The following is a 24,802-nucleotide window of genomic DNA, read 5'->3' as shown; positions in this document are numbered from 1 at the left end:
GGTGGCGGGTTCTTCAAGCAAAGCGGGCGGCGGGAGTGCCTGTCCGCCGCCCCTGCCCGCTCGCCCGTTCATCGACCCTGTAAAATCAAGGGTTTGGCGTGTCGGATTCCGTCGCCTCGGCCGGAGTGGGAGCCGCTCCGGGAGCCGGGGCCCCCTCCGCCTCCTTGGCGAGCGCCTTGGCGGCCTGCTGCGCCGCGTCGAAGCGATCGTAGGCGCGGATCACCTCCTGCACCAGCGGGTGGCGGACCACGTCCACCTCGGTGAACTCGGAGATGTTGATGCCCTCGATGTTCTTCAGGATGGAGCGCGCGTGGTGCAGGCCGCTCGTCTTGCCCGTGGGCAGGTCCACCTGCGTCACGTCGCCGGTGATGACCGCCTTGCTGTTGTAGCCCAGACGGGTGAGGAACATCTTCATCTGCTCGACGGTGGTGTTCTGCGCCTCGTCGAGGATGACGAAGGAGTCGTTGAGCGTGCGGCCGCGCATGAAGGCCAGCGGGGCCACCTCCACCACACCCTGCTCGATGAGCTGGATGGCGCGCTCGACGGCCATCATGTCGTGGAGGGCGTCGTAGAGCGGGCGCAGGTAGGGGTTGACCTTCTCGGCCAGGTCACCGGGGAGGAAGCCCAGCTTCTCGCCGGCCTCCACGGCGGGACGCGCCAGGACGATGCGCTTGAACTTGCGCTCCTGGAGGAAGGACACCGCCATGGCCATGGCCAGGTACGTCTTGCCGGTACCCGCCGGGCCGATGCCGAAGACGATGTCATGGGCGCGGATGGCGTCCACGTAGCGCTTCTGCGCGATGCTCTTGGGGGAGATCTGCTTGTTGCCCGAGCTCTTGAGCACGGGGCCGAGCATGACCTCCTGGAGGCTCTCCGCGCCGCCGCGGCCCAGCACCTTGATGGCCTGCTCCACGTCCTCACGGTAGACGGGGCGGCCGGCGCGGATGATGCCCTCGAGGTTCTCCACCAGGCGCACCGTGAACGCGACGGCGTCGGCCGGTCCGGACAGGTGGAGCTCGGTGCCCCGCTGTCCGATCCGGACGCCGAGGCGCCGCTCCATGAGCTTCAGGTTCTCGTTCTGGTTGCCACACAGCGCCAGGGTCGTCGCGTTGTCACGGACATCCACCTTGGCGGAGGTGGGGCTGACTGCCGGGGCCTCTACAGTGGCGGGGTTTCGCAATTCGTCCAATCCCTCGGGGCGGGTTTCCGGTCCCAAAATCGACCTCACACTTCAAGCTAACGTCCTCCCGCTGCCAGCGAAAGAGCGGAAGCAAGCGTGCCGCCTAGCGCAGGGGAGGTAGGAGGATGAACTGACGGTCTGACGTGCGGCGATAGTAGTAATCGTCCCGCCAGGGGTAACGGAGATCCTCCCGCTGTAGGAGACCCACCTCCACCAGCGCATCCAACCGCTCCGGAAGGTTCCCCTTTTCAAGACGGAACACCTCCAGGGCGGACTCGATTCGGGCCTGTTGGGCCCGGGCCAGCAGCCGCTGGGCGGCCGGGTCCGCGTACGAGGAGGCGGACTCGTCGCCCAGGTCCCAGGTGTCCGGCTTGAGCCGCGAGCCGACGAAGCCGAGCGCGACCAGCACCACCATGGTGACGACGCCCCGGGCCACCATGCCGCCCACCCGGACGAGCATGCCCGCCCCGCCCGCGGAGGCGGCCCGGCCCGTGGGCTGGATGGCACGGACGTACTCGAGGTTGAGCAGGTTGACGAGCGCCTTGCAGGTCTCGAACTCGCCCAGGCCGCTGAGGTCCACCAGCTTGCGCACGTCGCGGCCGGGGCCGATGAGGCCGTAGACGCGGCGCTCGGAGCTGCCGATGGACTTGAACTCGCCCTTGTTCTCGTCCTTCTTCTCCTCGGAGAAGGCGTCGTCGAAGGCGGCGTCGAAGTCGTCCTCCTTCTCCTTGGCCTTGGAGGCGGGCAGCTCCTTGACCCTCTCGAAGGTCATCGCCTCGTGGGAGATCTTCTTCCGGACGTGGGGCCACTCGTCCACCATCCGGAAGCCTTCCATCAGCACGCTCTCGGCGCGCAGCGGCGTGATGGAGTCCCCGTCGGCCTGCACATCCTCCTGCTTGAACTCGTAGGTGCCCGCCTTCCAGGAGAAGAGCCCGTAGAGGGTCTCCGTCACCTGGAGCTGCATCATCTGCTTGAGCTTCTCGGCGGTGATGAAGCCGCTGGCGATGAGCACGTCCCCGAGCCGCTTGAGGGTGCGCTTCTGCACGTCCAGCGCGCTCTCGAGCTGCTGCTCGGAGATGAGCTCGGCGCGCACCAGCATGTTGCCGATGAGGTCCTTCCTCTTCCGCGTGACGCTCTCGGCGCGGACGATGTTGCCGTCCCGGAAGAAGACCTGGACCTCCTGCTCCTTGCTCTTGAGGTAGAGGACACCGGTCTTCTGCTGCTGCCCGATGAGCTGCAGGATGTCCGCGATACCAAAGTCCTTGAGCGTTCCCGAGAGGGCCATCGTCGTTCCGACCTACTCGTTCTGGCGGCGGTACAGGCCGCGCAACGTCAAAAGGTGGAGGGGAATGAGGAAGAGCAACAGCGGGGCCAGCTTGAGGTACATCGGCACCTCGCCGTAGGGCGAGCGCAGCACCCCGGAGCGCAGCAGCACGCCGGACACCGCCAGCAGGAAGAAGAAGGCGTAGATGGCGCCACGCACCGCCAGCCCCTGGAAGAGGTGGCCCGCGCCGGACACCAGCGAGCCGATGGCGAACGACACTCCGCTCTCCAGCCTGCGGTTGCGCTCGATTTCAATCTGCTTGCGGGCCCGGACGCGCGCCTCCACCGCGCCCTTGCGCGAGAAGACGTTGACGCACTGGGCGCACATCTTGGCGGCCACGCCCAGCTCCTTGTCGCACCGCCGGCACACCGGACGGCCACACTTCTCGCACTCGCGCGAGGCCTTCATCGACCGGGTGGCGAAGCCGAACCCGAAGACGAGCAGCGCGCCCAGCGCCGGCAGGCCCCAGGCGGCGGCACCCGAGCCGCCACCGAGCAGCCGGCGCGACAGCTGCGCCTCCACCCGATCTCCCGCCACCGCGTCCTCGGTCGCCGGCAGGTCCGCCTCGACGAGCGCCGGGCCGAGCAGGACGCGGTTCATCAGCAGGCGATCCTCCGGCGGGCGCTGCCACATCAACAGGGAGGGATCCAGGCGCTGCGCGGCCCCCAGGGCATCGCGGGCCTTCTGGTTCTCGGAGCCGATCTCCAGGTCCGGCGCCACCGCGGCACGCCGGCGGTACACCTCGGCCAGGTTGAAGGCGGGAGCGGCCAGCGAAGGATCCGCGCCCGAGGCCTCGGCGTAGAGCCGCGCCGCGCCATCCTGATCGCCCGTGGCCAGCATCGCGTTGGCCAGGTTGGTCATCAGCACCGCGTGCCCGGGCTTCAGGACCGCCGCCGCCTTGTAGTGGGTGATGGCCTCTTCCATCTGCCCGCGGCGGGCCTCGAAGTGCCCGAGCGCGAACAGCTCCGCGAAGCCGGCCTGCTTCTTCTCGTGCCGCGCGCGCACCCGATCCGCCACCTGCTCCGCCGCGAGCCCACCGCGCTCGAGCACGTAGACGTCCTCGGCCACCGTCCCGGCGAAGGAGGCGGTCCGGGCGATCTGCCCGGCGGCGAACGGCACCATCGCCGCCAGCACCAGCAGCACCGTGGCCACCGCCCGCTCCACCACCGTCAGGTAGAGGGACACCGACGCCAGCAGCAGGAGCAGCACGGGCACCAGGCCCCACCGCAGCGCCAGGGGCGTGCCGATCACCAGCAGCACCGCGAGGGCCGCGGACTGCCACCTCGCCGCCGCCCGGGGAAGCAGGTGGTGGAAGTCGTGGAGGAAGTAGCGCACCCGCCGCAGGAAGAGCACGCCCACCACCACCGCCGCCGTGGCCAGCAGCGCCACCAGGCACACCGCCCCGAGGTCCGCCAGCGCCGGACGCCGGTAGCGCGGGTCCTTCAGCATCACCTCGAGCGCGGCCTTGAGCTCACGGGAGTACGCGCCCACGTCGCCAGGAGAGCGGCGGGCATAGGCCTCGGCGAGCGCGAGCCGCGCATAGGGAAGGTTGGGCGAGAGCGCCACCGCGTGCTCCACCAGTTGCAGCGCGCCGGCCGTGTCGTTGGCCTTGCGCCGCCCCTCGGCCGCCCGGATGAAGCCGATGCTGAGCGCCTCCATGTCCAGCGCCCCCACGTCGTCCTTGAGGGACACCAGCTCCTGCTGGGCCTTCCGGGCCGCCTCCATGTCCAGCGCGGCCACCGCCTTCTGCCACCGGTCCCACACGGCCTGGAGATCCGCGTCGGTGACGCGCGGGGTGAGGATGGGCGGGGGCGGAGGACGCACCACCGGCGCCGGAGCGGGCGGAGGCGCCGCGGCGGCCGCGGGGGTCTCCGTCATCTCCGCGGGCTGCTCGGCCTCGTCCTCCTCCGAGCCCTTCTTGTTCTTGCCCTTCTTGCCACGGCCCTGACGCGTGGAGCCCTCGCCCGACTCCTCGGACGAGTCGTCGATCTCCGTCTCATCGGGCTCGACCGTCATCTCCTCCGGCTCCAACATCGAAGGATCCTGATACGACGGCTTCTGCACCGCGGGAGCCTGGCGCTGCGGCTTCTTCTGCGCATGCGCGGGACGTGCCGGCAGCCACAGCGCGAGGCACATCATCAACGACAGGAAGCGCAACAGGGGAAGGCGCGACATTCAGGCCCGGATGATAGGCGACGGGGCCGTCCACAGGAAGTTGTCCCGTCTCGCCGACGGTTCCCCGCATGCTACAGGAGCCCGCTTGCTCGGACAGGAGAGGAAAACGTGAGTGCAGCAGGGGAGCAACTGGACAGGCTGATGGGAATCATGGCCCGCCTGCGAGCCGACTGTCCCTGGGACAGGGAGCAGGACCTGCGCTCGCTGCGTCCGTACCTGCTCGAGGAGGCGTTCGAGGTCCTCGACGAAATGGACCGGGTGGCCGAGGGCGGTCCGTGGCGGGCGCTGTGCGAGGAGCATGGGGATCTGCTCTTCCAGATCGTCTTCCACGCCCGGCTGGCGGAGGAGCTGGGGGAGTACTCCATGGCGGACGTGTGCCAGTCGATCAGCGACAAGCTCACCCACCGGCACCCACACGTCTTCGGAGAGAAGCAGGCGGACGGCACCCCGCAGCCGCTGGCCAACTGGGCGAAGCTCAAGGCGGAGGAGCGCAAGAAGAAGACGGGCCGGGAGGGCTCGGTGCTCGACGGTGTGCCCACGGCCGCGCCCTCGCTGATGCGTGCCGAGCGGCTCACCGAGAAGGCGAGCCGCATCGGGTTCGACTGGCCGAGCGTCCAGGAGGTGCGCGCCAAGCTGTACGAGGAGCTGGGGGAGCTGGACGAGGCCATCGCCTCGGGAAACCGGGACGAGCTGGAGCACGAGCTGGGCGACGTCCTCTTCTCGCTGGCCAACCTCGCGCGCTTCCTCCACACGCCCGCCGAGGACGCGCTGCGCATGGCCATCCGCCGCTTCACCACGCGCTTCCAGCACATCGAGTCCGCCCTGCGCTCGGAGGGCGTGCCGCTGGGCGAGGCCACGCTGGAGCACATGGAGCGCCACTGGCAGGCAGCCAAGGGGGTGGAGAAGGCCCTTCCGCCCCCGACCCGCGTCCCCCGCGCGCCCCTGGTGGGGCTGCGCCTCCTGGTGGCGGACCTCGCCGCCCAGCGGGCCTTCTGGGACGCCGTGGCCCCCCTCCTCGGCTGGAGCGCCGAGCGGGGTGCGCCGGACGAGGCGGTGTACGGTGACGGACTGTACCGGCTCGCCTTCACGGCGGGAGCCGGCGCTCCCTCCCCCGCTACCCTCACCTTTGGGGCACCGTCCGCCGCGGCGGTGGAGCGGCTGCGCACCACCCTGGAGAAGGCGTGGCCGGGGTGCGTCGTGGAGGGCGAGGCCGGCTCCGGGCGGATCACCTTCCGGGATCCGGCCGGCTTCCGGTGGGAATACGCCTTCGGAGGCCGCTGATTGATGTGTGACGAGCGTCCGATCCGTGGCACGGATCACGCAAGCCTTGACGCTCGGTAGGCGCCGAAGTAGGTACGGCCCCTCTTTTCCACAGAAGTAAGCTGGAGATCACCTTGGCCAACACCAAGTCCGCAGAGAAGCGTAACCGCCAGGCGCAGAAGCGCCGCGCCCGCAACATCAACATCCGCACCACGGTGAAGGACGCCGTGAAGAGCCTGCGCGAGACCCTGACCACGAAGGACGCGGGTAAGACCGCGGATGCCCTCAAGGCCGCCACGCGCACCATCAACAAGGCCGCCTCCAAGGGTGTCGTGCACAAGCGCGCCGCCTCGCGCCGCATCTCCCGGCTGGCCAAGGCCACCAACCGCGCCAAGGCCGCCGCCGCCGCGAAGTAGTCGTCGCGGTCGTCACCAGTTGCTGGCCAACCGGTCGAATCCCTCGCGCATCAGCGTCTCCGCGAGACGGTGAAGCGCGGCCTGCCGGTTGGCCTCCACCTCCAGGACATCGCCGGACGCGCTCGCCGTGCCCGGAAGGAAGTCCTCGTTGCCGGAGACGGTCGTCTCCGACAGCACCTGTCCGTCCTTCGACAGCCGCAACAGCACCGCCGCCGAGGCGCGATAGCTGGCGAGCTGCGAGCCGGCCACCAAGGTGTTCCCCTGATAGACGGGCTCGGTGACGATGGTGGGCGCGCTGCTCACGGACACCACCACGCCCTCCACCGACGCATCGCACGCCCCCGTCCCTCCGAGCGCCCCGGTCCGCCCCAGCTCCTGACGGAAGGCCTGGGTGAAGAGCAGCTCCAGGCCCGGCTCGGACGTGTCGTTGCGGAAGACGGGGGCACACACCGAGTGCACCCCCTCGGGCAGCCCCGCGCTCCTGGACGTGAAGCGGTAGCCACACCCGAGACCTGACAGCAAGAAGACCCACCCCACCGCGCTCAACCGGGACATGACGCCCACAGTAGCGGTGCGATCCCCGCGGTCAAGCGCGAGGGGAGCCGTCCCGCGAGAAGGACTCGCTCACCTCCACGCCTCGCGAGCGCACCACGCCCGAGAGCGTGCTCCAGGCGTCCCGCAGGCGCTGCTCCTGGGGAGAGCCCCGCCGCACGGCCCCGAGGTCCCAGCGCGTCTCCACCTGGCCCGAGGACTCCAGGACGAGCGTGTAGCGCCGCCCGGAGAGCGCGAGGGCCACGCCCGCGAGCGCCACCAGCACGAGCACTCCCCGCGCCACCGCCAGGGGAACGAAGGGCAACAGCCCGAGCGCCACGGCGGTGAGGAGCAGGGCCTCGTAGCGCGGCCGGCGCACCAGCGACAGGCGGCGCAGGCCGGGCAGCTCGAGGAGGAAGGGCGTGGCGGAGGCGCCCGGACGGAAGGAGAGGCGGTTGCCCTCGCCGACGAGGACGCGCCCCCCCGCGAGCTCCGCCGAGAGGAAGGGACCCGAGGAGGAGCCAGCCGGCGAAGGCAGGGGCGCCTCCGGCAGCTCGGCTCCACACGCGGCACAGCGGCCCGCCCCCGCGCGCTGGGGGCGGCCGCACCGCGTGCACATGACGAGGACCTCGGTCGGCACCGGGCCCCCGTCTCAGCCGACGACGAAGTTCACCAGCCGCTTGGGCACGAAGACGAACTTGCGCAGCGTCTTGCCCGCCATGGCGGCCTGCACCCGCTCATCGGCCTCGGCCACGGCGCGCACGTCCGCCTCGGCCGCGTCCGCCGACACGCGGATCTCCGCACGCAGCTTGCCGTTCACCTGCACCGCGTACGGAATCACGTCGTCCACCACCAGGGCCGGGTCGAACTCCGGCCAGCCCTGCGTCACGGTGAACTCCTTGGAGCCGTAGGCCTCGGCGATCTCGTCGGCCAGGTGCGGGGCGAACGGCGTCAGCACCACCGTCAGCGTCCGGATGGCCTCCACCATGGCGGCCTTCTCCGCGGCCGTCTCCGGCGTGCCCAGCGCGTACAGCGCGTTCACGTACTCCATGGTGCCGGCGATGGCCGTGTTGAAGGACAGGCGCTCGATGGCCTCCCCCACCCGCTTCAGGCACTTGTGCGCGGCGCGGCGGATCTCCAGCGCCTTGCCCTCGAAGGCCCCCGTGTGCGTGGCCCCGACCGCGCCCTGGTGCTGCACGGCCAGCGTCCACACCCGCTTCAGGAAGCGGAAGGCGCCCTCCACCTGGTCGTCGGACCAGTCGAAGTCACGCTCCGGCGGGCCGGCGAACAGCACGTAGGCGCGCGCGGTGTCGGCGCCGTACTTGGACACGATGGAGGCGGGCGCCACCACGTTGCCCCAACGCTTGGACATCTTCCGCCCGTCCGGGCCGTTGACGATGCCCTGCGTCACCAGCCGCGTGACGGGCTCGTCCACCGGGCTCAACCCCAGCAGCTTCATCACCCGGGTCCAGAACCGGAAGTACAGCAGGTGCATCACCGCGTGCTCGGGGCCGCCCACGTACACGTCCACCGGCAACCAGCGCTGGGCCTCCTTCGCGTCGAAGGGCGCCGCGTCGTACTTCGGCGACAGGTAGCGCGCGAAGTACCAGCAGGAGTCGACGAAGGTGTCCATCGTCTCCGCCTCGCGCCTGGCGGGGCCGGAGCACTTGGGGCAGGTGGTGTTCACCCACGAGGGCACCTTGGCCAGGGGCGGCTCGCCCTTGCCCGTCAGCACCGCCTGGGTGTCGATCTCCGGCAGGCGCACCGGCAGCTGATCCAGCGGCACCGGCTGGCCCTTGCGCTCCGGATCGCACTTCTCGCAGTAGACGATGGGGATGGGCGTGCCCCAGTAGCGCTGGCGGCTGAAGCCCCAGTCCTTCTGGCGGTACGTCACCTTGGGCTCGCCGCGGCCCTCGGCCTTCAGCTTCGCGCCCATCTTCTGGCGCGCCTCGGCCGAGCTCAGCCCGGTGTGCTCCCCCGAGTCCACCAGCACGCCGTCCTCGGTGTACGCCGCCTCCAGCTTGTCCCCCGGCGGCAGCTTGTCGCCCGAGGCCGGCTGCACCACCACCTTCACGGGCAGGCCGAACTTGCGCGCGAACTCGAAGTCGCGCTCGTCGTGCGCCGGCACGCTCATCACCGCGCCCGTGCCGTAGTCGGACAGCACGAAGTTGGCGATCCAGATGGGCACCGGCTGGCCGGTGAACGGGTTGATGGCGTGAGCGCCCGTGAAGACGCCCTCCTTCGTGGCGCCCTCGGCGGTGCGGTCCGTCTTGGAGACGGTCGCCATCTTCTTCACGAAGGCCTCCACCTCGGCGCGCTGCGCGGGGGTGGTGATCTGCGACACCAGCTTGTGGTCCGGCGCCAGCACCACGTACGTGCAGCCGTAGATGGTGTCGATGCGCGTGGTGAAGACGCGGATGCGCGCGTTACCGCCCTGGACGTCGAAGTCCGCCTCCACCCCCTCGGAGCGGCCGATCCAGTTGCGCTGCATGGAGGTGATGCGCTCGGGCCACTCCTTGAGCTGATCCAACCCGTCCAGCAGCTCCTGCGAGTACTTCGTGATGCGGAAGGACCACTCGGGCAGCTCCTTGTCCACCACCGGGGACTCGCAGCGCTCGCACGTGCCTTCCTTCACCTGCTCGTTGGCGATGACGGTCAGACAGCCCGTACACCAGTTCACCTTGCTGAAACGGCGATAGACCAGCCCGCGCTCCAGCATCTGGATGAAGAACCACTGGTTCCAGCGGTAGTACTCGGGCTCGCTGGTGTTGACCTCGCGGGTCCAGTCGTAGCTGTAGCCCAGCGAGCGGATCTCCTTCTTGAAGGAGTCGATGTTCTCCCGGGTGCGCACCGCCGGGTGCACGCCGTCCTTGATGGCCGCGTTCTCCGCCGGCAGACCGAAGGCGTCCCACCCCATGGGGTGCAGCACGTCATAGCCCTTCATCTGGAAGAAGCGCGCGTACACGTCACCGATGAGGTAGTTGCGCACGTGCCCCATGTGCATCTTCCCGCTGGGGTACGGCAGCATCTCGAGGATGTACTTCTTCGGAGCCCCCGGACGCTTGCCCGCCCGGAACACCCCCGCCTCTTCCCAACGGATCTGCCACTTCTGCTCGATTGCCTGCGGCTCGTAACGCTCGTTCATGGCCATGACGGGGTGCGTCTTAGTGGGACGCCAGCCCCCAAGCAACAACAGACGCTCCGGTCCATGTCCCTCTGACGGCTGGAGCACGGGGCCCCGGGCCAGCCCCGGAACGAGCGCTCGCCGGGCGGGCCACCGCTACTCGAGGCGCAGCAGGCTCTTCACCGTGTCCTGGACGACCTTGGACTGCACGGGCTTGACCAGGTAGGCGCTGGCCCCCAGCGCCATGGCGCGCTCCCGGTCCTCGACGGCGGACTCGGTGGTGATGACCACGATGGGAACGGTGCGGTACGCATCCGTCTGCCGGAGGTGACGGATGAGCTTGAGCCCGTCCATCAACGGCATGTTGATGTCGGTGAGGACGAGATCGTAACGGCCATGGGTGAGCTTCTTGAGGCCTTCGGCGCCGTCCTGGGCCTCGTCGGTATGGACCCACGAGCCCAGGCGCTGCAGCGCGTACATGAGGCTGCGCCGCATGGCCAGGGAGTCGTCCACCACGAGCGCACGGATCTGCTGCGTCATGGGCGTCAACATACACCGCCGGGCGCCCGGCTGGGGGAGGACTTCACACCCCCAGCTCGGGCGCGGTGATTACAGGCTCTTGTCCTCGCAGGCGGAGGCATCACAACCGTAGGCACGGCCCTCGACGCGCTCGATGGACTTGTCGGGGCCGGACTCGAGCGCCTTGCACTCGGGGTCCGACTTCAACAACCGCCACCGCTTCACCGTCAGCTGCTCGTCGTAGTGCGGGACGTCCGTCATGTGCACGTACACGTACTGGTTCGTCTTGGTGTTGTTCACCTGCACGGGCACCGGCAGACGATTCGCCCCTCCCGAGGGCCCGGCGGAGACCTGCCGCGACGCGTACTTGGGGAAGTTTTCACGTATCACCCGCTTGGTCTCGACCGCCACGACCGGCAGGAAGTGCGTCCGGCACTCCATGGGCGACCCCGCGTCCTCGGCCAGGAACACCAGGTCCACGCCACTCAGGTACTTCGCTCCGGAGGCATCGGCCTGGGCCAGGAACTTCAGCACCGAGGCGTCCTCCCCCTCCTCGACCAGCGGCATCGACGCGGACCAGGCCGGCAGCTTCGTCTTCACGGCATCGTGCTCCGTGACGACGACCACGCCTTCCTTGTCCTCTCCCGGCATCCGGTACCCCACCGGAGTGTGCGCGCATGCCACCAGGGTCGAAGCAACCAGCGAGACCGCGAACAAACCACCACGTCGAAGCTTCATGTGCACCTCACCGTGAGTAGGCCCAAAGCAGACGGCCAGACAGGCGACGCACGCCACGCCCGAATATTCACGGAATCAACATCCAGGCGAGCGAGCCTCCCGAAGACCGACGAGACAGGTCATGTGCTCCGCGTTACCTGGGAGGAATGCCCGAAGGGAACATCATCCACCGTATCGCCCGCATCCACCGCCGGTGGCTCGTGGGGCGAGGCTTCACCGCGGACTCGCCGCAGGGTCGCTTCTCGCCAGGAGCCCGGCACCTGTCGGGACGGACGCTCCTCGGCGTGGAGGCCCATGGCAAGCACCTCTTCCACCGCTTCGAGGGCGGAGTGCTGCTGCACATCCACCTCGGCCTCTTCGGCCACATCCGGCACTTCCGCGCTGGAGCCCCCCTGCCCTCCCCCTCGTGCCGGCTGCGGCTCGCCTCGCCCCGGGCGACGCTCCACCTCGCCGGCCCCCAGGCCTGTGAGCTGCTGAGCCCCGAGGCCGAGGCCACCCTCCGCGCCCGCCTCGGGGATGACCCGCTGCGCCCGGATGCCTCCCCCGCACGGGCCTTCGAGGCCCTCCGCCGCGGCCGGACGCCCCTCGCCGCCGCGCTGCTCGACCAGGAGCGCATCTCGGGCGTGGGCAACATCCTGCGCGCCGAGGCCCTCTTCCTCGCGCGCCTGCCGCCCCTGCGTCCCGCCTCGGAGCTGCGCCCGGCCGAGTTCGAGCGCCTGTGGGAGGCCCTCCGACAACTGTTGGAGGACGCGGCCCGGGATGGACGCATCGTCGCGCCCCATGCGCCCCCGGCCCCCTGGGAGACTCCCGGCAAGCGCCGCGAGGACAGGTTCAACGTCTATGGCCGCGCGGGACAGCCCTGTCCCCGGTGCGCCACGTCCATCTCGCGCCAGGAGCTGGCCGGCCGCTCATTGTTCTTCTGCCCGCGCTGCCAGGCTCCTCGCCGGAGCACGAGGTGAGGTATCAGCCCGGGTGGGAGAGTCGGCGGAACAGCTCCGCGTGCCCGGGATGGCGGGCCGCCAGCACCTCGCCCCGGGGCATCTCCCAGTCCGCGAAGTCGAAACCCGGGCCCACCGTGCAACCACACAGGGTGTAGTCCCCTCGCGGCTCCGCGGCCTGCAGCACCCCGGCCGGAACGAGCACCTGCGGCCGCTCGCCCCGCGTGACGTCGCGCCCCAGCGTCACCGTCTCCAGCCGGCCCTGGCGCTCGTCGAGCAGGTACATCGTCAGCGCCTGCCCGTCGTAGAAGTGCCACAGCTCGTCCGAGGTCACCTGGTGCCAGGCCGCGAACGTGCCTCGCGGCAGCAGGTAGTAGATGGCCGTCCCCACCGCGCGTCTTCCGCGCGGCGTCTCCACCGGCACCTCCGAGCGCCACGTCTCCCGGTAGAAGCCTCCCTCCGGGTGGGGCGCGAGCCCCAGCGTCCTCACCAGTTCATCGACCATGTCCCCAGTGTAGGACGCCGCGGGCCCCTGGCGTCAGGTCCAGTTCACGAACTCGATGTTGCCGAAGTCATCGACCGTGATGCCGATCGACTCGCACGACACGGGCTCGAACGTATCGTGGCTCTCCTCTGGCCTGGCCTTGACTCCCTTGCCGCAGGAGTAGCCGAGCGGGAAGCTGTTCGCCCAGCTCCAGTACGTCACCGTCGGAGTGGCCTTGTAGATGATGGCGTACTGGGCGGCCCCGCCCAGGCCATTGGTCGAGATACCCTCGAGGGCCTCTTCCGAGAGCTTCCCGTCCGCGAGGGTGTAATCCGCGGGCAGCAGGGCGATCAGGCCCACGCCCAGTTCCCCACTGTTCAACGCATCCAGGGGGGGCTGCGTGGGCATGGGCAGCGTGAAGCTGGCCCCGCTGCTGGTGCCCCCGCCGAACTTGTAGATGTAGTCCGGAGAGGTGCTGCTCACCGACCAGAACACCATCACCTTCGCGCTCGAGGGGACCTGCTTGCCGGTGGCGGGCGTCAGCGCACCACTGGCCGTGAAACCAGAGCCCGCATCCGGGGTGCCCGAGTCCGGCTCCCCCGCGTCCGGAGTACCCGAGTCCGGCTCCCCCGCGTCCGGCGCCCTCGTCCCCGCATCGGGCACGGGAGTCAACGTACCCGGATCATCCTCCTTGCAGGCCCCGGACAACATGAGCAGCGAGGTGAGAACCGCATGACGCAACGATGGACGGTACATGAAGGCCTCTCGTCGTGAAGGTTGACGCGGAGTATACGGATGTCTCCCACTCGTGGATGGACGGAGGAGCGGAATTCCCACTAAGTAAGAGGGAAGCGTGGAGAAGGGGTCACACCATGATCGAGAGCCAGTTCATCACCGAGTTCCGCACTCTTCACGAGAAGGCACGGCAGGGGCTGCTCGACGAGACCGAGCGGCAGGCATACCTGGGTGCGCGCGAGCAGTTCGCGAAGACATTGCTGAAGGCCCAGGGACTGATGCTCGAGGGCCCCGAGGCCCGGCGCCACTACCGCGTGGCGCTGTCGCTGCCGGTGGAGCTCCAGATGAACTACGGCAACGTGTGGACCAACACCCTGGATATCTCCTACGGCGGCTTCTCGGTGATCATGCCCCACCCGGTGGAACAGTCGGAGCGACCCGACGTGGTGCTTCAGCTCACCGATGGCTCGACGCTGGCGGGCCGCGTCCGGGTCGTCTCCCAGTTCCTGAAGAACGAGAAGCACCGCGCCTCGTTCAACTTCCTGGATCTCACCGAGCGGGAGCTGGACCTGCTGGAGATCGCCCTCATCGACTTCGCCCTGGAGCGGGTGAACTCGACACAGCAGTAGCAGGGGGCGTTGTCCCCGCCGGGTAACTGGGCGATCCTCCCACGAGCCCATTCAAGGAGCCGCCGTCGATGTCCCTGCGAGCTTTCGCGAAGAGAGCCCTGCCCTGGATCGCACTCGCCCTGGCGATCGCGTCCCTGGGTTACTCGTGGAACTGGGCCCTCGCGAAGGCCTCCGAGCGCCATCGGACGCACCACGCGTTCGTCACCGGCACCTCGAAGTACATCTTCAGCCTCTGCCCGAGCACCCCGCTCGTGGACGCCATGCCCCCGTGGGCCACCGACATGCGCGGGTTCTGCCAGGCCCACCAGCCCTCCTGGGGAAGCGCGGAGCACGGCGCCCCCGGACGTGATCTCGACATCGAGACCGGCTCGACGTGGCAGGCCGTCCAGCTCGTCTCCAAGCTCGTGCTGGAAATCACCCCGGGCAAGGCCCTGTCCCTGCTGACCCTGGTGGTCATCTCGCTGGCGGGCCTCGTGGGCCCGAAGCGGGGCTGGTTCGACCGTCCGAGCCTCCAATCGCCCCCGCGCATCACCCGCGGCGCCGCGCTGACACTGCTGTCCGTCGTCCTGCTCGCGCTGAGCGCCTCGCTCGTGCTGCTCGACTCGCAGGAGGCGGTGACGATGTGCCAGATGACCGGCAACACCTACGCCAACCTGCTCTCCATCGACGCGCGCTGCTCGCAGCAGACGATGCTGCTGCGCGACACCCAGGCACTGCTCGATCAGAAGAAGGGCGAGCTGGACGCCCGCGCCAGGGAGCTGGACGACATGAAGCGGGAGATCGCCTCCCTGGGCGCGATGCGCGACGCCCTGGGCACCTTCAAGACGGAGCTCAAGAGCCAGAGCGAGAGCACCCAGCAGCTCATCATGGCCGTCACCGGCGCCACGCTCGACAGCATCACCAAGGCCGTGGACCCGCTCCACAAGGACGTGAAGGGGCTGGATCAGTCCCTCAAGACGGACTTCAAGGACGACCTGCGCAGCCAGCTGCGCGGGGACATGAAGTCCCTGGTGCAGGACGAGCTGAGGGCCGCCCTCCAGAGCGAGCAGTTCAAGGACGTCATCCAGCGGGAGGTGCGGGAGGCGGTGCAGGAGGACGTCCGCGCGGTGGTGCGCGGGGAGCTGCGCGACTCCATGAAGACGCTCCTCGCGGCGGGTCACGCTCCCGCGCCGGTACGCGCGGAGCCCCCGCCCGCCACGCCCGTCCAGGTGAAGGCGGTGGCTCCGGCGAAGGCGGCACCGCCGGCCCCCCGGAAGCCCACGACCCAGGCGACGCAGGGCAAGCCCTCCCCCACCAAGGCCACCACGCCCGCCCAGGGCAAGCGCTGAAGGGTCAGGCCGCGGGCCGGTTGCGCGAAGGGGGCTCGGTGGCCCGGCCCCGCTCGTCGAGGGCGCGCACCACCGCCTCCAGCGCCACGATGCGCCGTCCAGCACGTCCCGGCGCCCAGGGCTCGGGCGGGGACACGCCCAGCAGCGCCGCCCCCTGCTCCACACCTCCCGACTTGTGCTTGAGCGCCCGCGCGCACGAGAGCCGCACGTTCACCGCCTCGGGCACCGGGAAGCCATCGCGCCGCAACAGGTCCAGCGCGAACGTCGTCCACACCGCGAACTTGTCGCCCGGGCACAGGAAGGCCTGGAAGCGCGCGAGCCCCGCCTCCAGCGGCTCTCCGGCCAGCAGCGTCTCCTCTGGCAGCTCCACGTGCAGCGGGGTGCTGCGCGCCAGCGGCTGACGGGGCGCCAGCACCGCCTCGAAGCGCTCACCCGTGGACGGACGCGTCGCCACCAGGTGCACCAGCTCGGCGGGAATGCCCTCGCCCGACGGGTGCGCGTTGGCCTCGGCGTAGAGCAGCACGAGGTGCTCGAAGTCCTCGGAGATGGCACGCAATTCCGCCGGCGGCTGCCACGCGGACTTGTAGATGCGCCGGCGCGGCGGCTCCGTCCGCGTCGCCTGGCGGTCCAGCTGCGTGTCCACCATGTAGTTGAAGGCGCGCAGCATGGTGTCGAAGCGCTCCTGCGCTCCCTCGAGCGCCCCCAACACCTCCACCACCGCCTCGATCGTGGAGACACAGTGGTCCGCCGGCTCGGCGCGGATGCGGTAGTTGCTCGGGCGGCGCGGGACGAAGCCGATGCGCGGCAGCCCCGCCAGCAGCGGGTTCGTCTTCACCACCTTGCGCGCCAGCGGCCAGGTACCATCCACCACGATGAGCGTCTCGGGGGGCTGCTTCCTCGCCTCCTCGAGTGGGATGGCCTCCTCTCCCGGGAAGAGGACTGCGACGCGCTCGGGATGGGCGGCCAGCTCCTCGAGCCGTGAATGGCCCGAGAAGTCCACGCCGACGTAGAGCTCGGAATTGGGCAACGCCAGGTGCGCCATGCGGGCCGTGCCGATGGCCACCCGCCGCTCCCGGGGATGCTGGAGGAAGACGACCCGCGTGCGCGACTCCACCTGGGGCACTTGCGTGCAGTAGCAGGTGACCTGGGGACGGAGGCAGCGGAGACAGAGGGAACGCACCTCGCCGCTTTAACGGCACCCCGGGGGGGCCGGCAAGGGCCGAGGTGTGGGATGGCCCCGGCCGGGTGTAGGCGCCCGGCTCCCCGGCTGCCCTCCCACGGACCGTCGTTGCCCTCCGCTGGAAAGCACGGGAGATTCCGCGCCGGCCAAGACCCGCGCCCCCGCGCGGCAGGAGCGACCGAACATGAAGCTTCGAAGACTGGGACAGTCCGAGATCGAGATCTCCCCCATCGGGTTGGGCTGCTGGCAGTTCTCCGAGGGCTCCGGTCTGGCGGGCGGCTTCTGGGAAGCACTGCCCGCCGACACGGTCCAGGAGATCATCGACGCGTCCCTGCGCGGCGGCATCAACTGGTTCGACACCGCCGAGGCCTATGGAAATGGCCGCTCCGAGCGCGCGCTCGCCGCCGCCCTCACGCGCCTGGGCAAGAAGCCCGGGGACGTCGTCGTCGCGACGAAGTGGTTCCCCTTCCCTCGCTTCGCCTCCCACATCGGCAAGACGATCGGCGATCGCCTCTCGGCCTTGAGCCCCTTCCCCATCGACCTGCATCAAATTCATCAGCCCTTCTCGCTCGCGACCGTCACGGCCCAGGCCAACGCGATGGCCGACCTGGTCCAGGAGGGGAAGATCCGCACGGTGGGCGTCAGCAACTTCTCCGAGAAGCGGATGCGCAAGGCCCACGCCGTGCTCGCCGCTCGGGGCGTGCCGCTCGTCTCCAATCAGATGCAGTACAGCCTCCTCGATCGGCGCATCGAATCGAACGGAGTGCTCGCCGCCGCCAAGGAGCTGGGCATCACCATCATCGCGTACTCGCCACTGGCCCAGGGCCTGTTGTCGGGCAAGTTCCACGAGGACCCCTCGCTCATCCGCAGCCGCGTCGGCCCTCGCAAGTTCCTGCCGAGCTTCCGCGCCAAGGGGCTCGAGCGCAGCCGCCCCCTCATCGAGGAGCTCCGGAAGGTCGCCACTGCCCACGGCGTCACGCCTTCGCAAGTGGCCCTCAACTGGCTGGCCACCTTCCACGGCGACACGGTGGTCGTCATCCCGGGCGCGACGAAGCGCCGCCACGCCGAGGAGAACGTCGGCGCCATGGGGTTCAACCTCTCCCAGGACGAGCTGGGCCGTATCGACGAGCTGTCGCGGCAGTTTCGTTGAATCACACGTGTTGTGAAGGCAACTCCTCCTTAACGAGGGGCGCGAGATGCCATCCAGGCCAAGGCGCTCCGGAAAGCGAGGATGCCCCGTGAGCGCGGTACTCCTGGTCGATGACGAGATGGATCTGCTGGAGCTCTACACCGACGTGCTGGAGGTCATGGGCTACCAGGTCCTCCATGCGCACGATGGTCTGGAAGCCCTCGAGCTGGCCCGAAAGCATCGGCCAGACCTGATCGTGACGGACTGGATGATGCCTCGCCTGGACGGAGTCGAGCTCTGCAAGCGCCTTCTCCAGGACCCCGAGCTCAAGGCCATCCCCATCATCCTGCACAGCACCCGGCGGGCACCCTGGATTCCAGGCGTCCGCTACGTCCTCTCCAAGACCTGTCCGCTGGAGGAGTTCGAGGAAGCGGTGGCCCTGGCGATCGACAGTACCCTCGAGTCCCAACCCGAAGCCCTGCAAGCGGCCACGCACCCCTGGTGAGGTGGCAGGCCACCTGGCTGGGCGGGCGGAGGGCAGACCACTGACTGGATGCCCTGCGCACACAGCTGCGCGTCTGCTATTGCAAGCCAGCCAGGGGGCTCTCATTCTCCTGCGAGCGTTCTTCCCAAGAATCCTCAGGGCCCGCTCATGTCCGTGCAGTCGTCATCCCCCGTGCTTGCCCCCACCCAGCTGATCGTCATCCGTCACGGAGAGACCGCCTGGAATCGCGAGCGGCGGTTGCAGGGGCAGCTCGATGTGCCTCTCAATTCACACGGCGAGGCCCAGGCGGCCGCGCTGGGCATGGCACTCCAGGCCGAGCCGCTCGACGCCATCTACTCGAGCGACCTCTCCCGGGCCCTGCAGACCGCGCGAGCCCTCGCCGCCGGGAGGCCGCTCGCCGTGCGGACCGAGCCGGGACTGCGCGAGCGCCACTTCGGTGAGTTCCAGGGACTGACCCAGGTCGAGGTCTCCGAGCGGTACCCCGAGGGTTTCGCGGCGTGGCAGGCGCGGGTGCCGGACCATGCGCCGGCGGGCGGCGAGCGGCTCGTCGACTTCTACGCCCGGGTAGTCGACATCACCCTGTCGCTGGCGCGCCGCCACCTCGGCGGACGCATCGCCCTGGTCGCGCACGGGGGCGTGCTGGATTGTCTGTACCGGGCGGCGCATGGCATGTCGCTCGATGCTCCGCGCAAGCATGAGCTGCGCAACGCCGGCATCAACCGGCTCCACAGTGACGGCCACCGCCTCACCGTCGCCCAGTGGGGCGACGTGGCCCACCTCGACGCACGCGGACTCGACGAGGTGGACCAGCGGCACGTGCGGTGAGCCACCCGCGTTCGCCTACGGTTGGACGCGGGGCGGCTCGATGGCGGAGCCCCGGCGGTGCTCCCTCGGCGCGTCCAGGAACGTGCCCAGCAGCACCCAACGCCGAGCATCCTCCTCGCCGCGCGGCTTCGCCATCAGGGGCGTGGTGTAGTGCCAGAAGGGCAGCCGGTACACCGTCACACCGCCCAGGGTGTTGACGCTCTGCATCTCCGTGAAGTGCCCACCCTTGGAGTAGATGAGCCACTGGTGCGCCACCGTCGGCGTGGCGAACGTGAGGTGCATGTCCACGTAGCCGTCGAAGGCCTCGGGGTCCTCGGGGTGGTGGTCGTTGTGCGGGCCCGAGTAGTCCCCCGGGCCGTAGCACAGCACCTGAATCCCCCACTTGCGCCGCAGCGCCCTGCCGCTCACCGCCGCCGCGAACGCCGCGAAGCTCTCCGAGTGGAGCATCCCCACCAGCCCCACCTCCTCCGCCGCCTTCCACGAGCGCGAGCGCCGGCTCTCCAGCAGCGCCGTCCTCACCCGCACCGTCTTGGGCAGCAGCTCCGCGTAGTTCTCCGTCATCCCCCAGATGCTCTCCGGGGGGATCGGATCCTCCATCTCCGTCAGCGTGTTGCGCAGCGCCTTCTCCAGCGCGTCCCGGCACGCCGCCGCCTTGCGCGCGTCCAGCACCCCGCCGAGCGCCACGAAGCGCCGCCCCGGTTGCAGCAGCGCGCCGCACGCGTCCCGATCGCGGCCCTCCAGGATGCGCCGCCCCCTGGGCGTCAGCAGGTCCGCGAACTCGGTGGGAAAGGTCCTCATGTCACCGCCTCCTGCGGGCCAGCTCTACCAGCGAGGGGCCGATGTCGCCCAGCGGCAAGACCCGGCTCACCGCCCCGGTGGCCACCGCCTCCTGGGGCATGCCGTAGATGACCGCCGTCTCCTCCGACTCCGCCCACACCTCGCCTCCGGCCTTCTGGATGGCCCTGGCGCCCACGGCGCCGTCCGAGCCCATGCCCGTCAGCACCACGCCCACCGCCTTGGAGCCGAACGCCTCGGCCAGGCTCATGAAGAGCCGATCCACCGAGGGCGCGTGCTTGTCCTGCATCGTCGGAGGCGGCGTGCCCAGCACGTACTGCCCCGTCTGCCGGTACACCACGAGCTGCCGCCCTCCGGGCGCGATGAAGACGTGGCCCGGCGCCACGACGTCTCCCTCCTGCGCCTCGCGCACGGAGAAGGGCCCCAGCTTGTCCAGCCGCTCCGCGAAGGCGCGGGTGAACTGCTTGGGCATGTGCTGGCACACCAGCAGGCACATCGAGGGCTCCGGCGCGAGCGCCTCCAGCAGCCGCTGCACCGCCGGCGGCCCTCCGGTGGACGCGCCGATTCCCGCCACGAACGCGGGCTCCATCGGCATCGTCTTCGGCCGGCGCACCGGCCTCGGATCCGACGAGCGCACCAGCCGCACCGCCTGCACCTTCTCCTGCAGCTCCCGGCGCAGCTTCTCCACCGCGTCCGGCGTGGGCCTCACCGGCTTGGCGATGAAGTCGAAGGCCCCCAGCTCCAGCGCCTTGAAGACGTCCGTCTTGTGCGCGTAGCTCGAGATGACGATGACCGGCGTGGGTGCCGTGCTCTTGAGCAGCCGCAGGAAGGAGTAGCCCCCCAGCCTCGGCATCTCCAGATCCAACGTCACCACGTCCGGGTGCAGCGCCATCACCTGGCGCAGCCCCTCGTTGCCGTCGGCCGCGGTGCCCACCACCTTCACGTCCGGCGAGGACTCCAGCAGCTCCGTCAGCAACCGGCGGTTGTGCGCCGAGTCGTCCACCACCAGCACCTTCACTGGTTCCATCTGGCTCATGGAGCGAGCCCTCCGCCGAGCTCCGGCTTGCGGTAGACGAGATCACTGCGCAGGTGCACCAGTTCGAAATCCGCGCTCAGGTTGATGAGATTCTCCGAGTGCCCCAGGAGCAGATACCCCCCGGGCACCATCTTGTCGTAGATGTGGCGAAGCACCCGCTGCCGGGCGGGCGTGTCGAAGTAGATCATCACGTTGCGGCAGAAGACGGCGTCCATCCGCGACACGAGCAGGCCCGCCTCCGGGTCCTGAAGGTTCTGATGTCCGAAGGACACCCAGGCGCGGATGTCGTCGCGCACGCGCACCCGGGTGGGCCCCACGTGATCGAAATAGCGGGCGATCTTGTCCGGTGCCGTGGCCCGGAGCGCCGAGGGCCCGTACTCGCCCTGGCGAGCCACGGCCAGCACCCGGCGCGAGATGTCCGTGCCGTGCACCTCCACGTCCCAGCCATCGAAGCGCCCGCTGTCCTTGAGCAGCATGGCCACCGTGTAGGCCTCCTCCCCGGAGGAGCACCCGGCCGACCAGATGCGCAGCCGCTTCGTGCGCGCGTTGCGCCGCTCCAGCCGGGGGAGCACCTCCTCGGAGAAGGCCTTGAGCTGGCGCGGCTCGCGGAAGAAGTACGTCTCGTGCGTGGTGAGCGCCTCGATGGCCGTCTCCAGCTCGGCGCGCCGCTGCGCGTCGAAGCGCAGGTAGCGGTAGTAGGAGCTGAAGTCCGTCAACCCCAGCACCTCCAGCCGTGGCCACAACCGTCGCTGCATGACGAACTTCATGTCGTCGCGCACGAGGATGCCGCAATGGCCGTAGACGAAGTCCCGCAACAGGCGGAACTCCTCCACGGACATCTCCGGCTTGCCTGTATCGAAAGGCATCACCCCCCGGACCTCCCAGCTCCTCAACGTCCCGACAGCCGATCCACCGCGTCCTCGAGGGCGCGGCGGGCCAGTGAATCCATCTCCGCCTCCAGGGCGGCCCGTGTCGCCGGCAGGCACGCGGGCCCACCGGAGTCTCCCAGCACCCGCGCCGCCGCGGCCCGTACGTCCCAGCTGGGGTGGCCGAGCAGCTCCACCGCCAGGGACACGCCCTCGGCCGAGACCGCGCCCGCCAGCAGCGCCGCCTTCACCACCTCGTGGTCTCCATGAGTCACCGCGCGCCGGAGCACCTCGTCCCGCAGGGCTCCCAGCCGGGCCAGCGATTGCACCGCCCGGAAGGCGATGGCTCCGTCCGGGTGCTGCACCAGGGCCTCCAGCTCCGCCGCCCGCTCCACCGCCCCGCACTCGCCCACCGCGTCCAGGGCGGCCAGCTGCACCTCCAGCGCCTCGTCGCCCAGGGCCCGTTTCAAGAGCCCCGCCATCGAGGCATCCCCGAGCTGGCCCAGCACCCGCACCGCCGCGACACGCACCCGCGTGGCCTCGTCCGCCAGCGCCAGCCGCGCCATCTCCAGGCCCCCCGCGGGATCCACCACGGCCAGCACTTCCACGGCGGTGGCGCGCAGCGGCACGGACGCCTCGCGGGCCGTGCGCCGCACCAGGGGCAACATGCCCGTCCCCCCCACCCGCACCAGCGCGTTGAGCACCGCCGGCTCCGCCCCGTGCGTCAGCGCATCCTCCAACACCTGGAGCACCCGCGCGGGAAAGCTCGCCGCCAGCGACACCAGCGCGCGCGCCGCCAGTGCGCACAGCTCCGACTGGGACAACAGGCGCGCCAGTGGCTCCACCGCATCCAGCGAGCGCGTCCTGCCGAGCGCCTGCACCGCCACCATCTTCAAGTCCAGCTCGCCCCACTCCAGCATCTGGACGAGCTCGGGCACGTACGTGGCGTCCACCATCTCCACCAGCGCCTGTCCCGCCACCTCGCGCGCCGGGAAGGAGAACCGGTCCATGCTCGCCAGCAGCTCGCGCCCGGCCTCCGGGCCGAAGTACGAGAGCGTCCGCACCACCTCCGGCATCAGCCGCTCCTCCTGCGCCACCTCCGCCACCAGAGGGGCCAGCCGGGGCTCGCGCAGGGCCGCCGCAGCGACGAGCGCCCCCGCCCTCAGCTCCCCGTCCTCGGACAGCAGCGCGGCGGCCACCCACTCCCCCGCCCGAGGCAGCCGCCTCAGCGCCAGGCGCACCGCCGCATCCATCTCCGAGCGCTGGGTGGACTCGGACAGGAGGGCCTGTGTGCCCAGCGCCACGAGCGCCGCCTCCCGCGTGGAGCGGGACTCCGAGCCCAGCCCCCGGCACACCAGCTCCGTGGCCGCCAGCTGCGGAATGAGGCCCAGCACCCGGTACGCGCTGCGCTTGAGCGTGGGGTTGGCCAGCAGCCGCACCACCTCCGGCAACGGCGGCGGGTGGCGCAGCGCCGCGAGCGACTCCAGCGCGCTCAGCTGCAACAGCGGCTCGGGATCATGAAGGATGCGCTCCAGCGCGCGCGCCGCGACCCGGCCACCCATCCGGCCCAGCGCCTCCGCCGCGGCCACCCGGACGTTGAGATCCCCGTCCTCCACCATGGCGCGCACCAGGGCGTCCTCCGCCTCCAGCCGTCCCAGCTGGCCGAGGATGTCGGCGGCGAACTTCCGCTGGTCCGGGTCCGCGTGCACGAGCAGCCGCACCAGCGGCCCCACGGCCTGCTCACCCATGGCCGCCAGCGACTCGGCCGCCGCGTTGCGCGCGCCCGTCTCGTCGCGCTCGCCCAGCACGGAGACGAGCCGCTCCACCACCGCCTCGCGCTCCGGCAGCCGGGTGAGGCCCTCCGCCGCCGCGCGACGCACACGCCAGCTCTCGTCATGGAGTCCGGCCACGAGCTCCTCGCGCGCGCCCGGCGAGGACACGTCCAGCTCCAGCAGGGCCCGGTAACGCGCCTCCTCTGCGTTCCGCCCCTCCTCGATCATCCGTTCATCCTCCGGCCGGTGTCGCGCACCAGCTCCGCCAGAAGCAGCGCCTTCACGTCCAGCAGCAGCTTGAGCCGCTCCGGCGGGCCGCACACCCCCACCACGAAGGGCGCCGGGCCCACCGCGCCAATGGCCGGGGCGGGTTTGATCTCACTGCGCCGCAGGCGCGCCACCTCGGAGACCCTATCCACGAAGAGGGCCACGCGCCTGCGGCCCAGCCAGCACACCAGCAGCCGCGTCTTGGGCGTCGCCGGTGGGGCCTCTCCGCCGAGCAGCCGCTTGCGCAGATCCACCACGGGGATGATGGAGCCGCGCAGGTGGATGACGCCCTCGATGAAGGGCGGCGCGCCCCGGATGGGCGTGAGGCGCTGGGGCGGGAGGATCTCCTCCACCCGCATGATGTCCACCGCGTACTCCTCCGGTCCCACGAAGAAGGCGCACAGCTGGACGAGCGGGTCCCGCTCCTCCCTCGCCGCCGCCTCGTCGGACCGGGGCTGTGTCAGGACATTGAAGCGCTGTCTCATGCGAGGGCCTGCCAGATGTCGAGCAGGATGAAGAGCTGCTGGTTGCGCCGCCCGAGCCCCACCACGCAGTCCCGCTCCCCGCCGCCCACGCCCGGCGGAGCCACCTCCAGCATGGAGGGCCGCAGCCGCACCACCTCGGAGACGGAGTCCACCCAGAGGCCGGCCAGCCCGTCCTCCGCCTGCACCACGATGATGCGCGCGCGGCGCGGGGGCTCCGGTGCGTCCGGGCCCGCCACCAGCTGCGCCTTGTCGGTCAGCCGCAGCTTCACCTTCACGTCGTAGACGGGCAGCACCTCGCCGCGCAGGTACATCACCCCGAGCAGGTTGGCCGCGGCGCGAGGCACCTCGGTGAGCGGCGGTACCTTCACGATCTCCCGCACCTCGCGGATGGGCACCGCGTAGTGCTCCTCCTCCAACCGGAAGGCCAGGTACTCCTCGGGAGGTTCCTCGGGAATGGGCTCGACCGTCTCGTCGGTGCCGGCCACCAGCTCCTGCAGGAGACCGACGTCCTCGTCCGGACGGTAGAAGAAGCTGTCGAGCAGGACGGACAGGGAGGGCACG

The 24,802-nt window shown here is 70.2% G+C and carries 25 protein-coding genes; 8 read left to right on the top strand and 17 right to left on the bottom strand.

The window, feature by feature from the left end:
• Positions 1 to 85: 85 nt before the first annotated feature.
• The 3 genes from JRI60_RS19810 to JRI60_RS19800 form a co-directional block, all read right to left on the bottom strand.
• On the bottom strand, positions 86 to 1,180 hold the full coding sequence (locus JRI60_RS19810) for a PhoH family protein (protein WP_204229012.1): 1,095 nt from the start codon (positions 1,178 to 1,180) through the stop codon (positions 86 to 88).
• A 103-nt stretch (positions 1,181 to 1,283) separates the two neighbouring features.
• Positions 1,284 to 2,465 carry a DUF4388 domain-containing protein gene (locus JRI60_RS19805; protein ID WP_204227423.1) on the bottom strand — a complete coding sequence of 394 codons (1,182 nt, stop codon included), beginning with the start codon at positions 2,463 to 2,465 and terminating at the stop codon, positions 1,284 to 1,286.
• A 12-nt stretch (positions 2,466 to 2,477) separates the two neighbouring features.
• Entirely contained in the window at positions 2,478 to 4,679 is a 2,202-nt protein-coding gene (locus tag JRI60_RS19800) for a hypothetical protein (RefSeq protein WP_204227422.1), read from the bottom strand.
• Between the two features lie 108 nt (positions 4,680 to 4,787).
• Here JRI60_RS19800 and mazG point away from each other — a divergent pair, with 108 nt between their 5' ends.
• Together mazG and rpsT are read left to right on the top strand one after the other, a co-directional pair.
• Positions 4,788 to 5,960, top strand: coding sequence for a nucleoside triphosphate pyrophosphohydrolase (gene mazG / locus JRI60_RS19795; RefSeq protein ID WP_204227421.1), 1,173 nt, complete (start codon positions 4,788 to 4,790; stop codon positions 5,958 to 5,960).
• 113 nt (positions 5,961 to 6,073) lie between these two features.
• Positions 6,074 to 6,355 (top strand): 30S ribosomal protein S20, encoded by a 282-nt coding sequence (gene rpsT / locus JRI60_RS19790; protein WP_204227420.1) that lies wholly within the window; start codon positions 6,074 to 6,076, stop codon positions 6,353 to 6,355.
• Between the two features lie 12 nt (positions 6,356 to 6,367).
• On the opposite strand, the gene lptE is transcribed toward rpsT, so the two are convergent.
• The 5 genes from lptE to JRI60_RS19765 form a co-directional block, all read right to left on the bottom strand.
• Positions 6,368 to 6,910, bottom strand: a complete 543-nt coding sequence (lptE, locus tag JRI60_RS19785; RefSeq protein WP_204227419.1) for an LPS assembly lipoprotein LptE — start codon at positions 6,908 to 6,910, stop codon at positions 6,368 to 6,370.
• 31 nt (positions 6,911 to 6,941) lie between these two features.
• Positions 6,942 to 7,526: a hypothetical protein gene (locus JRI60_RS19780; RefSeq protein ID WP_204227418.1), complete on the bottom strand. Its 585-nt coding sequence runs from the start codon at positions 7,524 to 7,526 to the stop codon at positions 6,942 to 6,944.
• Positions 7,527 to 7,538: 12 nt separating this feature from the next.
• A complete protein-coding gene (leuS, locus tag JRI60_RS19775) occupies positions 7,539 to 10,037 on the bottom strand; it encodes a leucine--tRNA ligase (protein ID WP_204227417.1) in 2,499 nt (832 codons plus the stop codon).
• Between the two features lie 129 nt (positions 10,038 to 10,166).
• Positions 10,167 to 10,550, bottom strand: a complete 384-nt coding sequence (locus JRI60_RS19770; RefSeq protein WP_204227416.1) for a response regulator — start codon at positions 10,548 to 10,550, stop codon at positions 10,167 to 10,169.
• Positions 10,551 to 10,619: 69 nt separating this feature from the next.
• The gene (locus JRI60_RS19765) at positions 10,620 to 11,267 is read right to left on the bottom strand and encodes a hypothetical protein (protein WP_204227415.1); all 648 of its coding nucleotides are present in this window, start codon (positions 11,265 to 11,267) and stop codon (positions 10,620 to 10,622) included.
• Between the two features lie 146 nt (positions 11,268 to 11,413).
• Between JRI60_RS19765 and JRI60_RS19760 the strand changes: the two genes are divergently transcribed.
• Positions 11,414 to 12,226: an Fpg/Nei family DNA glycosylase gene (locus JRI60_RS19760; protein ID WP_204227414.1), complete on the top strand. Its 813-nt coding sequence runs from the start codon at positions 11,414 to 11,416 to the stop codon at positions 12,224 to 12,226.
• Positions 12,227 to 12,230: 4 nt separating this feature from the next.
• Here the strand turns inward: JRI60_RS19760 and JRI60_RS19755 are convergent, their stop codons facing one another.
• Entirely contained in the window at positions 12,231 to 12,710 is a 480-nt protein-coding gene (locus tag JRI60_RS19755; protein ID WP_204227413.1) for a cupin domain-containing protein, read from the bottom strand.
• A 33-nt stretch (positions 12,711 to 12,743) separates the two neighbouring features.
• Positions 12,744 to 13,445 carry a hypothetical protein gene (locus JRI60_RS19750; protein ID WP_204229509.1) on the bottom strand — a complete coding sequence of 234 codons (702 nt, stop codon included), beginning with the start codon at positions 13,443 to 13,445 and terminating at the stop codon, positions 12,744 to 12,746.
• A gap of 116 nt (positions 13,446 to 13,561) precedes the next feature.
• Between JRI60_RS19750 and JRI60_RS19745 the strand changes: the two genes are divergently transcribed.
• Positions 13,562 to 14,053 carry a PilZ domain-containing protein gene (locus JRI60_RS19745; protein WP_204227412.1) on the top strand — a complete coding sequence of 164 codons (492 nt, stop codon included), beginning with the start codon at positions 13,562 to 13,564 and terminating at the stop codon, positions 14,051 to 14,053.
• 68 nt (positions 14,054 to 14,121) lie between these two features.
• A complete protein-coding gene (locus JRI60_RS19740; protein ID WP_204227411.1) occupies positions 14,122 to 15,381 on the top strand; it encodes a hypothetical protein in 1,260 nt (419 codons plus the stop codon).
• 4 nt (positions 15,382 to 15,385) lie between these two features.
• Here JRI60_RS19740 and JRI60_RS19735 read toward each other — a convergent pair whose 3' ends face one another.
• Positions 15,386 to 16,561 (bottom strand): tRNA-uridine aminocarboxypropyltransferase, encoded by a 1,176-nt coding sequence (locus JRI60_RS19735; RefSeq protein WP_204227410.1) that lies wholly within the window; start codon positions 16,559 to 16,561, stop codon positions 15,386 to 15,388.
• Positions 16,562 to 16,745: 184 nt separating this feature from the next.
• On the opposite strand from JRI60_RS19735, the gene JRI60_RS19730 reads away from it, so the two are divergent.
• The 3 genes from JRI60_RS19730 (at position 16,746) to JRI60_RS19720 (ending at position 19,020) form a co-directional block, all read left to right on the top strand.
• Complete coding sequence (locus JRI60_RS19730; protein ID WP_204227409.1) at positions 16,746 to 17,711, top strand: aldo/keto reductase; 966 nt, start codon at positions 16,746 to 16,748, stop codon at positions 17,709 to 17,711.
• An 88-nt stretch (positions 17,712 to 17,799) separates the two neighbouring features.
• Positions 17,800 to 18,195 (top strand): response regulator, encoded by a 396-nt coding sequence (locus JRI60_RS19725; protein ID WP_204227408.1) that lies wholly within the window; start codon positions 17,800 to 17,802, stop codon positions 18,193 to 18,195.
• Between the two features lie 147 nt (positions 18,196 to 18,342).
• Positions 18,343 to 19,020, top strand: coding sequence for a histidine phosphatase family protein (locus tag JRI60_RS19720; protein WP_204227407.1), 678 nt, complete (start codon positions 18,343 to 18,345; stop codon positions 19,018 to 19,020).
• 15 nt (positions 19,021 to 19,035) lie between these two features.
• On the opposite strand, the gene JRI60_RS19715 is transcribed toward JRI60_RS19720, so the two are convergent.
• From JRI60_RS19715 to JRI60_RS19690, 6 genes are read right to left on the bottom strand one after another with little or no spacing between them, the layout of a single operon-like run.
• Positions 19,036 to 19,818, bottom strand: coding sequence for a hypothetical protein (locus JRI60_RS19715; RefSeq protein WP_204227406.1), 783 nt, complete (start codon positions 19,816 to 19,818; stop codon positions 19,036 to 19,038).
• 1 nt (position 19,819) lies between these two features.
• Positions 19,820 to 20,851, bottom strand: coding sequence for a protein-glutamate methylesterase/protein-glutamine glutaminase (locus tag JRI60_RS19710; protein ID WP_204227405.1), 1,032 nt, complete (start codon positions 20,849 to 20,851; stop codon positions 19,820 to 19,822).
• A complete protein-coding gene (locus JRI60_RS19705; protein WP_430384389.1) occupies positions 20,848 to 21,717 on the bottom strand; it encodes a CheR family methyltransferase in 870 nt (289 codons plus the stop codon). Before JRI60_RS19705 ends, JRI60_RS19710 begins: the two co-directional genes overlap by 4 nt.
• Before the next feature lie 23 nt (positions 21,718 to 21,740).
• Positions 21,741 to 23,717, bottom strand: a complete 1,977-nt coding sequence (locus JRI60_RS19700; RefSeq protein WP_204227404.1) for a HEAT repeat domain-containing protein — start codon at positions 23,715 to 23,717, stop codon at positions 21,741 to 21,743.
• The gene (locus tag JRI60_RS19695; protein ID WP_204227403.1) at positions 23,714 to 24,241 is read right to left on the bottom strand and encodes a chemotaxis protein CheW; all 528 of its coding nucleotides are present in this window, start codon (positions 24,239 to 24,241) and stop codon (positions 23,714 to 23,716) included. Before JRI60_RS19695 ends, JRI60_RS19700 begins: the two co-directional genes overlap by 4 nt.
• Positions 24,238 to 24,801: a chemotaxis protein CheW gene (locus tag JRI60_RS19690; RefSeq protein ID WP_204227402.1), complete on the bottom strand. Its 564-nt coding sequence runs from the start codon at positions 24,799 to 24,801 to the stop codon at positions 24,238 to 24,240. Before JRI60_RS19690 ends, JRI60_RS19695 begins: the two co-directional genes overlap by 4 nt.
• Between the last annotated feature and the right edge of the window lies 1 nt (position 24,802).

The organism is Archangium violaceum, assembly GCF_016887565.1.
GTDB classification, from domain to species: Bacteria; Myxococcota; Myxococcia; order Myxococcales; family Myxococcaceae; genus Archangium; species Archangium violaceum_B.
This window is presented reverse-complemented; position numbering and strand designations above follow the sequence as displayed.